15 protein-coding genes are annotated in these 12,382 nt (G+C 63.8%); 10 read left to right on the top strand and 5 right to left on the bottom strand.

Features of this window, described 5'->3' with window-relative positions; genetic code table 11:
* Nucleotides 1-8 precede the first annotated feature (8 nt).
* From VGD45_RS13755 to VGD45_RS13740, 4 genes are read left to right on the top strand one after another with little or no spacing between them, the layout of a single operon-like run.
* Complete coding sequence (locus VGD45_RS13755) at nt 9-449, top strand: DUF4124 domain-containing protein (RefSeq protein ID WP_331155889.1); 441 nt, start codon at nt 9-11, stop codon at nt 447-449.
* Nucleotides 446-1,351, top strand: a complete 906-nt coding sequence (locus VGD45_RS13750; protein WP_331155888.1) for an NAD(P)-dependent oxidoreductase — start codon at nt 446-448, stop codon at nt 1,349-1,351. Before VGD45_RS13755 ends, VGD45_RS13750 begins: the two co-directional genes overlap by 4 nt.
* Nucleotides 1,352-1,363: 12 nt before the next feature.
* Nucleotides 1,364-2,476 carry a sensor histidine kinase gene (locus tag VGD45_RS13745; RefSeq protein WP_331155887.1) on the top strand — a complete coding sequence of 371 codons (1,113 nt, stop codon included), beginning with the start codon at nt 1,364-1,366 and terminating at the stop codon, nt 2,474-2,476.
* A 29-nt stretch (nt 2,477-2,505) separates the two neighbouring features.
* On the top strand, nt 2,506-3,246 hold the full coding sequence (locus VGD45_RS13740; RefSeq protein ID WP_331155886.1) for a LytTR family DNA-binding domain-containing protein: 741 nt from the start codon (nt 2,506-2,508) through the stop codon (nt 3,244-3,246).
* 4 nt (nt 3,247-3,250) lie between these two features.
* Here the strand turns inward: VGD45_RS13740 and VGD45_RS13735 are convergent, their stop codons facing one another.
* The 3 genes from VGD45_RS13735 to VGD45_RS13725 are packed head-to-tail and all read right to left on the bottom strand — an operon-like array spanning nt 3,251 to nt 4,327.
* Entirely contained in the window at nt 3,251-3,544 is a 294-nt protein-coding gene (locus VGD45_RS13735; protein ID WP_331155885.1) for a YqjK family protein, read from the bottom strand.
* A 13-nt stretch (nt 3,545-3,557) separates the two neighbouring features.
* On the bottom strand, nt 3,558-3,989 hold the full coding sequence (locus VGD45_RS13730) for a phage holin family protein (protein ID WP_331155884.1): 432 nt from the start codon (nt 3,987-3,989) through the stop codon (nt 3,558-3,560).
* A gap of 26 nt (nt 3,990-4,015) precedes the next feature.
* Nucleotides 4,016-4,327 (bottom strand): DUF883 family protein, encoded by a 312-nt coding sequence (locus VGD45_RS13725; RefSeq protein ID WP_331155883.1) that lies wholly within the window; start codon nt 4,325-4,327, stop codon nt 4,016-4,018.
* Between the two features lie 132 nt (nt 4,328-4,459).
* Here VGD45_RS13725 and VGD45_RS13720 point away from each other — a divergent pair, with 132 nt between their 5' ends.
* The 6 genes from VGD45_RS13720 to VGD45_RS13695 all read left to right on the top strand — a co-directional run bounded on the left by VGD45_RS13720 (nt 4,460) and on the right by VGD45_RS13695 (nt 10,879).
* Nucleotides 4,460-5,686: an AI-2E family transporter gene (locus VGD45_RS13720; protein WP_331155882.1), complete on the top strand. Its 1,227-nt coding sequence runs from the start codon at nt 4,460-4,462 to the stop codon at nt 5,684-5,686.
* Nucleotides 5,683-6,624 (top strand): hydroxymethylbilane synthase, encoded by a 942-nt coding sequence (hemC, locus tag VGD45_RS13715; RefSeq protein ID WP_331155881.1) that lies wholly within the window; start codon nt 5,683-5,685, stop codon nt 6,622-6,624. The genes VGD45_RS13720 and hemC overlap by 4 nt, the downstream gene beginning before the upstream one ends.
* Nucleotides 6,621-7,391 (top strand): uroporphyrinogen-III synthase, encoded by a 771-nt coding sequence (locus VGD45_RS13710; protein WP_331155880.1) that lies wholly within the window; start codon nt 6,621-6,623, stop codon nt 7,389-7,391. Before hemC ends, VGD45_RS13710 begins: the two co-directional genes overlap by 4 nt.
* Before the next feature lie 94 nt (nt 7,392-7,485).
* Nucleotides 7,486-8,544: a uroporphyrinogen-III C-methyltransferase gene (locus VGD45_RS13705; RefSeq protein WP_331155879.1), complete on the top strand. Its 1,059-nt coding sequence runs from the start codon at nt 7,486-7,488 to the stop codon at nt 8,542-8,544.
* A 5-nt stretch (nt 8,545-8,549) separates the two neighbouring features.
* A complete protein-coding gene (locus VGD45_RS13700) occupies nt 8,550-9,791 on the top strand; it encodes a heme biosynthesis HemY N-terminal domain-containing protein (RefSeq protein WP_331155878.1) in 1,242 nt (413 codons plus the stop codon).
* An 8-nt stretch (nt 9,792-9,799) separates the two neighbouring features.
* Nucleotides 9,800-10,879 carry a 2Fe-2S iron-sulfur cluster-binding protein gene (locus tag VGD45_RS13695; RefSeq protein WP_331155877.1) on the top strand — a complete coding sequence of 360 codons (1,080 nt, stop codon included), beginning with the start codon at nt 9,800-9,802 and terminating at the stop codon, nt 10,877-10,879.
* On the opposite strand, the gene VGD45_RS13690 is transcribed toward VGD45_RS13695, so the two are convergent.
* Nucleotides 10,857-11,795, bottom strand: a complete 939-nt coding sequence (locus tag VGD45_RS13690) for a TIGR01777 family oxidoreductase (RefSeq protein WP_331155876.1) — start codon at nt 11,793-11,795, stop codon at nt 10,857-10,859. The genes VGD45_RS13695 and VGD45_RS13690 overlap by 23 nt on opposite strands.
* Entirely contained in the window at nt 11,792-12,313 is a 522-nt protein-coding gene (locus tag VGD45_RS13685) for a GbsR/MarR family transcriptional regulator (protein ID WP_331155875.1), read from the bottom strand. The genes VGD45_RS13690 and VGD45_RS13685 overlap by 4 nt, the downstream gene beginning before the upstream one ends.
* Between the last annotated feature and the right edge of the window lie 69 nt (nt 12,314-12,382).

The raw sequence follows: 12,382 nt of genomic DNA, 5'->3' as shown, positions 1-12,382 counted from the left end.
AGACCGCCATGTTCAGACGTTTGTTGCTGCTGACTGTGGCCGCGGCGCCGCTGGCCGCCGGCACCGCTATCGCCGATGTCTATAAATACATCGATGAGAAGGGCAACGTTCAGTACACCGACAAGCCCCCGGTATTGCCGGCCGAACGCTTGAACGTGAAATCTCAGAGCAGCGACGTAGTCGCCGCACAGGACCGTCCGCAGACTCAGCAACCCGCTGCGAGCTCGCGTCCGACAAACACAGCCAAGGACGAACGCGAAGCCGCCGCCGCAACGGCGAAGGACAAGGCCGAACGTTGCATCAAGGCGCGCGAGCGTTACGATAAATACATGACCTCGCAGAAGCTGTATGAAGAAGGCAAGGACGGCGAGCGCCGCTATCTGGATTCCGCCGAGCTCGATGCCGCCCGCGCCTCGGCCAAAACTGCTATGGACGTGATGTGCCAGTGACCCTTCGAGCAGGATTCGTCGGCCTGGGCGCGATGGGCCTGGGCATGGCGCGCAATCTCCACAAGCACGGCTTGTTGAGCGCCGTGTGGAACCGCACGGCTGAAAAGGCCACGGCCCTCGCTCAGGAGACGGGCTGCACCGCCGTCAGCAAACCTGCCGATCTCGCTGCTCTGTGCGATGTGATCGTCGTGTGCGTGTCCGCGGACGCGGATGTGCTCGCCGTGATCGACGAGCTGTTGCCGGCGATCAAACGCGACACCATCGTGATTGACTGTTCCACCGTCAGCGCCAACACCGCTCGCACGGCCGCTCATCGTCTGCACGAAGCCGGTGCGTATTTTCTGGACGCTCCCGTCAGCGGCGGCACCGAAGGCGCTCGCGACGGCACGCTGGCCGTGATGGTCGGCGGCGACGAGAAAGCATTCGAACGCGCGCAGCCTGTACTGCAGGCCATGGGCAAAGCGGTCACGCACTTCGGCGCCAGTGGCTCCGGCCAGGCGGCGAAAGCGACCAACCAGATCATGTGCGCCGGCGTGATTCAGGCCGTCGCCGAAGCGATGGCGTTCGCCAAGTCCGAGGACCTGCCGCTGGATCGTTTGATCGACACGCTCGGCAAAGGCGCGGGCTCCAGCTGGTACTTCGTGAATCGCGCGCCGAACATTCTGCGCGATAGCTATCCCGCCGGCTTCCGCGTGAAGCTGCACGAGAAAGATTTGAAGATCTGTCGCGCCATGGCCGCCCGCCACGGCGTGCAGCTGCCCTTGATCGAGATGACGCTGGTTCATTATCGACGCCTGATCGAGCAAGGCCACGGCGACGAGGACATCTCGACGCTGTTCCGTCTCAAGGACGCCATGTTTGCCGCGGCCCGGGACGGCGGCACGTCGAGAGAAAAACCCTAACCTCCGTTAGCCATGGCGGCGTCCGCCTCTGAAACCCGCGCACCGTCGCCGCCCGCCACCAAGGCGCCCACGTTCTTCCTGCCGGATTTCTGCGCCTCGCCCGCGGTGCTGGCGGTGGTGCTCATCGCCGAGCTGGTCGCGCTCGTGATCGCGCTCGCGCGCCAGGCACTGCACGATAACTTCTGGGCCGACCTGGCCGGCGGCTCGTTGTTTCTTTTATGGATCGGTCTCACCTCCGCCGCCGTGCTGTGCCGGGCGCGTCCCTGGCTGCAAACGATGCAGCCGTCGCGCGCCGCCATGATCGCCGTCGGTTTGCTGGTCGCGAATATCGGGCTGATTTCGGAGCTGGTGTTTCAGGTCGGCCGGTTCTGGGGCGGCGAGCCGAGCGATGGCGAGCTCGGCTTCTTCCCGCACGAGCATGCTGGCTTCGTGCTGAGAAACATCTGCGTCGGTTTCATCGTGAGCTCGTTGGCGCTGCGTTACTTCTACGTCAGCGCCGAATGGAAACGCAGCATCGAGCAGGAAGCGCTGGCTCGCATTCGCGCCCTGCAAGCGCGCATTCGCCCGCACTTCCTGTTCAACAGCATGAACACCATCGCCGCATTGACTCGCTCCAGCCCCGAGCGCGCCGAGCAAGCGGTCGAAGATCTCGCCGACTTGTTTCGCGCCAGCCTGAGCGACGCCAGCGCACGCATTCCGTTGAAAGACGAGTTGGAAATCGCGCGCACACACCAGCGCATCGAGCAACTGCGTCTCGGCGATCGTCTCACCGTGCATTGGGACGTGGACGAACTGCCGATGCGCACGATGGTGCCGAGCCTGATCGTGCAGCCGCTGCTGGAGAATGCGGTGTATCACGGCGTAGAGACGCTGCCGCGCGGCGGCGAGATTTCAATCGTCGGCCGCCGCCAGAACGACCAGGTGCACATCGAAGTGCGCAATCCCATCCTGACCCAGGCCGGCTACGCCAATCGCGAAGGCAATCGCATGGCCCTGGAAAATATCCGCCAGCGGCTGGAGCTCGCCTGGCCCGGCCGCGCCAGAATCGAGACCGAACAGCGGGACGGGGAATTTTGCGCCCGGCTGATCTTTCCGTATGCTGGCGACGAGCTGGTGAACGGCTAATCCGGGTATTGGGGCGGTAACTAAGACCGATGCGTCTGTTAATCGTGGATGACGAGGCGCCCGCGCGAGAGCGCCTGCGACGCCTGCTGGACGAAATCGAAGACTGCGAAGTCGTCGGCGAAGCCGACAACGGCGAACAGGCGCTTGCGACCTGCGGCGAGCTGCGTCCGGACGTGGTGCTGCTCGATGTGCGCATGCCCGGACTATCCGGCATCCAGGTCGCGCGCCACATCGACTCGCTGGAAGATCCTCCCGCGGTCATCTTCACCACCGCCTACGATCAGTACGCGGTCGAAGCATTCGAGACCGAAGCAGTGGGCTATCTGCTCAAGCCAGTGCGCAAGGAAAAGCTGGCGCACGCCTTGCGCCACGCCTCACGCATATCCCCCACTCGTCTGGTGAAGGTCGCCGAATCGGCGCGGCTCGAACATCGCCGCGAGCAGATCTGCGCCCGGCTGGGCGAGACCCTGAAGCTGATCCCGCTCGAGGATATTTATTATTTCGTCGCCGATCAGAAGTACGTCACCGTGCGCCACAAAGGCGGCGAGAGTCTGATCGACGAATCGTTGAAGGCGCTGGCCGAGGAATTCGCGCCGGACTTCCTGCGCATCCATCGCAACGCCTTGATCGCGGAAAAATACATTTCCGCCGTGGAGCGCACCGACTCGGGACAGTACGTCGTCAGAGTTCGCGAGTGCGGCGATGTATTGGAAGTGAGCCGCCGTCACGCATCCGAGCTGCTCAGGCGGATCCGCGGCGAAAGTCACTAATTGGTCAGTCTGGGCGGCGCAGTCGCATGAAGCGGCGCGCCGTGGAATAAACCAATGCGCCGCGGGTCGCCCATCGCATCAGGCGCTTCGGTCCGATCAGCGCAACCAGCGCCACACCGCCTACCAGAACCGCCGGATTCTTGATGAGACGCTGCGCGGCGCCGATGCCACGATCCAGGCCGCTGAGTTGATGCTCGATCTCGTTCATCGTCGCGCCCAGCTCGCGACGCTGCACGGCTGCGCGCAAGCGCAGGTTGGAATGTTTGGCGACTAACTGGTTGAAACGTTCGCTACTCACACAGTACACCCACTCACAGGCGGGCCTTCAGTTGATCGCGATCCTTGGCGAGCTCCGCCAATGTATCGTCCAGCAGCGGCGGCTTGGTGCTCAGCTTGTGCTTCAGGATCAAGCCCGCCACCACGGCGACCAGCACGAACAAGCCGATCATGGCCAGCGAGGCGATGAGCCGGTGCGTGTCCCAGAACACGAAAATCACCGCCAGCGCCGCCAGGAACAGACCCATCATGGCGGCGAACGCCGCGATGAAGGCCCACAGCAGGATGGCGCCGACCTGCCGGACTTCTTCCTGCAACTCGGTGGTGATCAGCTCCAGCCGGGTATGCACGATGGCGACGAAGGTCGCCAGAAAATGGTTCAGCGACTGGAACAGACCGGCGACCGGTCGCGAAGTATCGTGCGCACCCTGCGGTTCGACGCGCGGATCGTGAGTTTGGACGGCCATGGCTGAGGCGACTCGCGAGCCCGCGCTCAACGACGGGCGAGCAACAGCCCCAGCACCAGACCGACGCCGGCGGCGATGCCGACCGACTGCCATGGGTTCTCGCGCACGTACTCATCGGCTGCTTCGGCAACCTCGCGCGCCCGGCGCATGGCTTCTTCCTCGACCTCGGTGAGACGCACCCGGGCCTGACGCAAGGATTCCTCGGCGCGAGCACGCACTTCCTGGATCTTCTCGCCGGTCAGCGTGGAGGTGGCCTTGAGCAAAGCCTCGGCATCCTCCATGACGGTCTTCAGATCCGCGACCAGCTGATCGGTGGACACTTCGGGTTGGGCATTCATGAGTCATTTCCTCTCGTGCTCGAGCATGGATGGTAGGGGATAAACAAACCAGCGACAAACCGGCGAGCGGGCAGCGGTGCTAGCATGGCGGCCCTTGCCGCGGGCTTGCGGCCACCTGGAATGGAACGCCTCATGACTCAATCGCCACGCGTCGCACCGGCCAGCGATCGGTTCTACGCGCGCACGTTCGCATTGGTGACGTGCCTGGTGCTGGGCGTGGCCCTGTTCAAGATCGTCCAGCCCTTCCTGGGGCCGCTGTTGTGGGCGATATTCATCGCGTTTCTGCTGTATCCGCTGCATGTGCGGCTCGCCGCCCGGCTGCGGGGCCGGCCCGTGTTGTCGGCGGCGCTGCTGACCCTGCTCACGTTCGTCGTCATCATCGGCCCGCTGACCGCGCTGAGCGCGGCGTTCGCGGCCCAGGTCGGCGACCTGCTGCAGCTCGTGCAGAGCACGGTCGCGGACCAGACCAAAGGCAACGTGCTGAATCTGGCGAATGTTCCCTGGGTGCGGGACGGCCTGATCTGGCTCAACGACACGCTCGATATCGATCTGGCGCAGATCCAGTCGTGGATCACGCAGGGCTCGCGCGAGGCGCTGCAATCGCTCGCATCGCTCGGCGGACGCGCGTTCATGGGCGCGGTCGGCACCGTCGTCGGCTTCGTGATGATGGAATTCATGCTGTTCTTTTTCGTTCGCGACGGCGCCGAGATGATCTCGACCGTGCGCGAGCTGATCCCCATGGCCGAAGCACACAAAGCCAAGCTGTTCGACCATCTGGCGGCGGTCACTCGCGCCATGGTGTATGGCACGGGCCTGACGGCGCTGATCCAGGGCACGCTGGTCGGCATCGCTTTCCTGATCGTCAACCTGCCCTCGCCGGTGGTATTCGCCGTGATCGCTGCCCTGCTCTCGCTATTGCCGGTCGGCGGTACGGCGCTCGTGTGGGGCCCCGCAGTCCTGGTACTGGCCGCGCAGGGCCGCTGGGGCGCCGCTATTTTCATGCTGATCTGGGGTGCGGTGCTGGTGTCGCTGGTCGACAATGTGGTGCGGCCGATGCTGGTGTCGGGCCGCGCCAACGTGGGCACACTGACCGTGTTCATCGGCGTCCTCGGCGGGCTGGCCGCCTTTGGCGCCATCGGCCTGTTCCTCGGGCCCGTGGTGCTCGCGCTGATCATCGCGCTGATTCGTTTCAGGCAGGAAATGCGGCGCCTGGAAAAAGCCATGGCCGCGATCAATCCGCCGCCGGCGAATCAGCCGGCGCCCCAGCAGGCCATTCAGGCCCCGAATCAGGCCGCCAATCAGGCGCCAACGCCGCCGGCCAATCCGCCGTCGGATCCTTCGCCTCAATCGAGCTCATGAGTACTTTCGAACATACATTGCGCATCGCCACGCGTCAGAGCCGTCTTGCCTTGTGGCAAGCCGAGCACGTCGCGATGTTGCTTAGAAACAAGCATCCCGGCCTGAACGTCGAGCTGGTGCCCATGACCACGCAGGGCGACCGCATCCTCGACCGCCCGCTCGCCAACATCGGCGGCAAGGGGCTGTTCATCAAAGAACTGGAAGTGGCCATGTCGGAGCACCGCGCCGACATTGCAGTTCATTCCATGAAAGACGTGCCGAGCGAAATGCCGCCGGGATTCACGCTGGCTGCGATGCTGCCGCGCGCCGATGCACGCGACGCGTTTGTTTCTTCCCGGTACAAGAGCTTCGAGAGCCTGCCGCAAGGCGCTCGCGTCGGCACGTCGAGCCTGCGCCGTCAGTGTCAGTTGAAACACGCGCGCCCGGACCTGGAGCTCATCACCCTGCGCGGCAATGTCGACACCCGCCTGCGCAAGCTCGATGAACAACACTACGACGCGATCATTCTTGCCGCGGCGGGCTTGATCCGCCTCGGCTTGGAAAGCCGTATCACGGAATATTTCAGCCCCGACCGTTCAGTGCCGGCCGTCGGCCAGGGAATCATCGGCATCGAGTGTCGTGCCGACGATGCACGCAACGTCGCTTACGTGCGTGCATTGAACGACACACAGGCATGGCAGTGCTGTGTCGCCGAGCGCTCGTTCGCGCAACGCCTGGAAGGCAGCTGTCAGTCACCCATCGCGGGCTTTGCAACTTTGAGCGGCGATCAGTTGCAACTTCACGGCGTCATCGGCTCGCCCGATGGACGAGAGATGTATCGCGGCTCTCATTTCGGCAACGTCGCCGATGCGGAAGCGATTGGCGTCCGGCTCGCCGAAGAATTGTTGCAAGATGGCGCCGCTCAGTTGCTCGATCGACTGCGGCAGGAGTCGCCATGATTCCCAAAGTCATGCCGCCGCTCGCCGAGCTCACTGTCCTGGTGACGCGCCCGGCGGCGCAGGCCGCTGCACTCTGCGAAGAAATCGTCCGTCAGGGCGGGACCGCCATCGCTTTTCCTGCTGTCGAGATCGCTGCGCAGACCGCCAGCGTCGCGAGCGGACACGATTTGATCGTGTTCGTCAGCGTGAATGCCGTCGCTCACGGCGTGCATCTGATCGAAAAGAGTCCCACGGCGCGCGTGGCCGCGATCGGCAAGGCCACCGCGGCGGCCCTGGCGCAAACCTCGCTGCGCGCGGACATCGTTCCGGAAGCGGGTTTCAACAGCGAAGCCTTGCTGGCGCATCCCGATCTCACATTGGCGAGCGGCGCTCGGGTACTCATCGTGAGGGGCGTCGGCGGTCGCGAACTGCTGCAGGAGTCGTTCACGTCGCGCGGCCTGATCGTGGAAACTCGTGAGGTTTATCAGCGCGTTTGCCCGACGATCGACGCCGCCACGCGCGATGCGCTGGAGGCGCGGTGGGACGCCGAAGGTATCGACGTGGTCACCGCCACCAGTATTGAAACTTTGCATAACCTGATCGGAATGCTGTCCGACCGCGGTCGCGCGCTGCTTCGAAAAACGACACTGCTGGTGGCCAGCCGACGCATCGCCGAGGCGGCGCAGGCTGCAGGCTTGAACGGCTTGGTGCTGATCGCGAACGGCGCCGACGACGCATCGATGATCGGCGCTTTGGCGCAGTGGCGAACCCGCGCCCGGGTAGCCTGAGGCCGCTCGAAGCAAGTCGTCTTCATGGGGTCGTTCTGAAAGTTCAAGTGCGCTGCGTGTTACGATAGCGACGTCGATAGCAGCGCATTCTTCTATGGCCGAGACCGGTCCGGAAACCATCAGCTCGTCTGTTCCCGGCGATTCGTCGGGACCCCGTCGTGCGCATACTTACAGCCGATTGACCACGGCTATCGCCGTGCTCGCTTTTGCGACCGCCGGCTATACCCTGGTCCGCCTCGACTCGATGCGAGACAAGCTCGATACCGCCAATGCAGCGGTCGCTGCTGCCAACGTCGATCGGGACCTGTTGCGCGCGGAGCTGAAGAGCCAGGCGAGCCGCGAACGTCAGGCGCATCGCGACCTGAACCGTCGTCTGGATACGCTCAACGACGCGCCTCAACAGCTGCAAGAGCTCGCATCCTCGGTCGAAGAACTACGTGGCCGCGCCGAAGGGCCGGAACGCGCTTGGTCGCGCGCCGAGGCATTGTTTCTTTTGGAGCTGGCGCAGCGCCGGCTCACGCTGGACCGTGACGTCGAAACTGCGGTGGTCGCATTGGAATCGGCGGATCTGCGTCTGGCCGCGCTGCGCGATACGTCGTTCGCGGCTGTCCGCCAGGAGATCGCGAAAGAACTGCAGGCGCTGCGCGCCGTGCAGCGGCCCGACACGACAGGCATCCTGTCCCGTCTCAGCAGCGCCGAAGAACGCGCCGCCGAAGCGCCGGTCAAAGGCATTCTGGTCACCGAGCGCAACGCCTACGATCGCAGTCAGTTGCCGGATGGAATGTTTGCTCGCGCGCGCGCCATCATCGGCCAGACGTTTTCGAACCTGATCGTCATGCGCAAGGTGGACGATCTTTCGGGCCGGGTGATCACGGCGGAAGAAGCCGTGTTACGGCGTCAACATCTGCAGTTGCTACTGTTCGCCGCCCGTAACGCCGTGGCCCGGCACGATGAACAGGCGTATCGCACGGCCCTCGCGGGCGCGCGTCGCTCGCTCGGCGATTTCTTCGATCTCTCCAAGCCGTCCGCGCAAGCGCTGCTGACCGAAGTGCAAGCGCTGGAGCCCGTGAATATCGATCCGGCCCTGCCCGACGTGACTGACTCGATCAACGCGCTGCGCCGGATGATGCCGTCACGCCGAGGTCCGGAGTAACCGCGATGAAAAGCGGCTTGTACATCGCTGCGGCAATGATCGTCGCCGGCCTGCTCGCCAACATCGTGTTGGGCGATCCGGGTTACGTGGCGCTGCGCTTCGCCGGGCGCTTGATCGAAATGTCGGCGATCACCTTCGGCCTGGTGTTGATCGCGGCTTACTTCGCGGTCAGGTTGCTGATCAAGCTCATCACCGCACGCCGCTCGTGGAAAGCCGCTCAAGAAGCGCGTCGGCACGAGCGTGCGCGTCGCAGCTTCGCGCAGGGCATCCTGGAGCTGTCGGAAGGGAATTGGGAAACGGCCGAGAACACCCTCACCCGCAACGTGCGCGAGGCTGAGAATCCCGCGGCCCATTATCTGACTGCTGCGCGCGCAGCGGATTTGCAAGGTGCATCTCAACGGCGCGATGAATGGCTGGCCCGTGCGCTGGAAGTTTCGGGCGACCGCCGGGCGCCCGCGCTGATCATGCAAGCCGAAGTTCTGCTGAAGCACAAGCAGTTGCAGGCGGCGCTGGCGACCCTCGAACAGCTCGAAGCGACCAAGGAACAGAACGCTCGCGGCTTGTTGCTGCTCGCTCGCGCGTATCGGCAGATGGGCGATTGGCAAAAGCTCCAGGCGCTGGAGCCGCGCCTGCGCAGCACGCGCGGCATCCCCGCGTCGATGGTCGATGAAACCGTGGCGCAAGTTCATCTCGACCGTTTGAAGGACGCGGGCAACAAGTGCGACCTGAACGAGCTGCGGGCCGCGTGGAAAGAAACATCCAGGTCGCTGGCCAAGCATCCCGAAATCGTGGTGACGTACGCGCGCGCTTCGATGGCCTGCGGGGATCACGAGGCCGCGGAAGCAGCGCTGCGTGATTGCATCAACAAGCAGTGGAATGAAGGCGCCGTGCTTGCGTACGGCGAGCTGGAAACCGACGAGCCGTTGAAAACGCTGGATCGCGCGGAAGCGTGGCTACCCGAGCACGGCGATGATGCCGCGCTGTTGTTCACGTGCGCGCAGCTCGCGACTCGCGCGGAGCTCTATGGAAAAGCGCGCAGCTTCCTCGAAACCAGCATCGCGATTCGTCCTCGGCTGGAGGCTTATCAGCTGCTCGCGAACCTGATGGAGCAATTGGGCGAGCGTGAGCGTTCGCTCAAGGCGCTGAACGATGCCCTCGCATTTGCGGTGGGCCGCAAGGCGAATCTTCCCAAAATCCGCGCACGCCGCTGGCAAGAACGCAGACAAAGCGACCGGCGGAGAAGCTAGGCTCCGTCATGTCTGCAGCTCGGCCTTATGCGCGTGTCACCTTGCTGCCTTCGCAGCAGGTGCTCACTGTCGAACGCGGCGAGACCATCCTGGACGCCGCGCTACGCGCCGGCTTGAATCTTCCCCACAGCTGCAAGGGCGGGCATTGCTCCTCGTGCCGCGCTCGCATTCGCGTGGGGGAAGTGAATTATCCATCGGGGCGGCCGCTGGGATTGATGGAAGACGAGGAACGCGACGGCTACGCCCTGCTCTGCCAGGCGCACGCCGCCAGCGAGGACCTCACCGTTGAAGTACGCGAGATCCGGCCGCCGGTGCCGGAGATCTTCGTCAAAAGCCTGCCCTGTCGCGTCGAGCGCCTCGAACGGCTGACACCCGACATCATGGCCGTGTTTCTGCGCGTGCCGGCCAACGAATCGTTCCATTTCGTGCCGGGTCAGTATCTGGACATCATGCTGCCGCAGAACCGCCGCCGCAGCTTCTCGATCGCCAGCACGCCCGGCGATGGCAAGCAGCTCGAATTGCATATACGTCGCGTCTCCAGCGGCGAGTTCACGCAGCAGATTTTCGACGGCACGCTGGAGAAAACTTTATTGCGGATCGAAGGCCCGCTGGGTCAATTCTGGTTCCGCCGAGAATCGCCGCGGCCAGCGTTGCTCATCGGCGGCGGCACGGGTTACGCGCCGTTGCGTTCCATGCTGCACAGTCTGCTGGAAGTCGGCGACCGCCGGCAGCTGCATCTTTATTGGGGCGCGCAGACGGCGTCCGATCTTTACGAAGACGCTCATCTCAAAGCACTGTGCGCGAAGCATCCCAATCTTCACTATGTCCCGGTGCTTTCAGCGCCGAAACCGGAAGATCGATGGCAAGGGCGAACCGGCTTCGTGCATGCGGCTGCGATGGCAGATCATTCCGACCTGGCCCGTTTCGATGTTTATGCCGGCGGTCCGCCCGTGATGGTCGAGACCATTCGTCACGAGTTCACGCATCGGGGCCTGCCCCCCGAGCAGCTGTTCTTCGATTCCTTCGATTACGCGCCCGACGTGCTGGCCAAGCTCGGCAACACGCTCATGCCGCCGCAAGATCTTTAGGCCGAAGCAAATCGGCGAGCGCGGAGTTCAGATCGGGATAGCGAAACGCGAAGCCGTGACTCAATGCCTTGGCGGGCATCACCTTCGCTCCCTCCAGCAGCAGTTGTGACATTTCACCGAGCGCCGCCCGCAGCGGCGCGGCCGGCACCCTCAGTTGAATGGAGGGACCGAACCGAGCTGAGAGAATCGCCGCGAATTCCTGCTGGCGCACAGGCTGCGGCGCGGTGACGTTGATGCCACCCCTCATCTCGGTGTGCTGGATGCAAAACCGTACGAGCGCCAGCAAGTCATCGATGTGCACCCAGGATTGCCATTGCTGACCGGATCCCATCACAACGCGCATTCGCATGCGTGCGGGACGGATCAAACCGGGCAGAGCACCGCCATCGGTGCCGAGCACGATGCCGAAGCGGAGACGGCACACGCGTACACCGTATTGCTCGGCGCCTTGCGCGGCCACTTCCCACGCCTGGCAGAGATGCGATTGGAATATCGGCTGGCCTCGCGCAGCTTCAGTGATCTCTTCATCGCCGCGCACGCCGTAATAACCGATGGCCGATGCGTTGATCAGGACTTCCGGCTTGCGCTCGAGACGCGCGACGAGCTCGGTGAGTTTGTTGGTGGTGCGCAGTCGGCTATCCAGCAACACAGCGCGACGCGATTGCGTCCAGGGGCGAGCGATAATGGACGCGCCGGCCAGGTTCACCATCGCGTCGATGCGCTCGCTCGATGCAATTTCGTCGAGCGCAGTGACGATTCGGACTTGCGAGCCGAGCACCTTGCGGGCCCGCCCGGCATCGCGCGTCAACGCGACGAAGCGATCGCCGCCAGCGAGCAGCCGTCGACATAGATTGTGACCGATGAATCCGGTCGCACCGGTCACCAGCACCGTTCGCGACGGTCCCGCTTCGTTCATGTGACGATCTTCGCCACCTTGGTACCCATGCGCATGAGCTTCAGCAGCGTGGGCCGCGGCATGGCGCGGATCTGGTCGTACCATCCCGCCAGCTCCTCGAGAAACTCGAGCATGACGGCGATGCGCTCCTTCACCTGCTCCGGCGTCTCGTGATCCTTCTTGGCGTCGGCGTTGCACTCACGCAGCATCTGCAGAGTCGGGTCGATTTCGCGCTTCTTGCGGCCGTCCATGATCATGGTGAGGACTTCCCATATATCCTTGCGCGCCTGGAAGTAATCCCGCCGATCGCCCAGTTGATGAGTCACGCTGACCAGATCCCACGCCTGCAATTCCTTGAGGCTGACGCTCACGTTGGAGCGGGCCACGTTCAGCGTTTCAGCAATCTCGTCAGCCGTCAGCGGCGCGGGCGCCAGAAACAGCAGGGCGTGAATCTGCGCCACCGAGCGGCTCACCCCCCAGCGGCCCGCCATTTCGCCCCAATGGAGCACGCAACGATGCATGGTCGGAGTAAGCTTCATAGGATTGACTCATCGGTTATTTCTGTCTTTTCTGAAATTTAAATATGCATCGACGCGGTGTCAAGACCA

The sequence above is a fragment of the Steroidobacter sp. genome, assembly GCF_036402275.1.
Classification (GTDB): Bacteria; Pseudomonadota; Gammaproteobacteria; order Steroidobacterales; family Steroidobacteraceae; genus Steroidobacter.
This window is presented reverse-complemented; position numbering and strand designations above follow the sequence as displayed.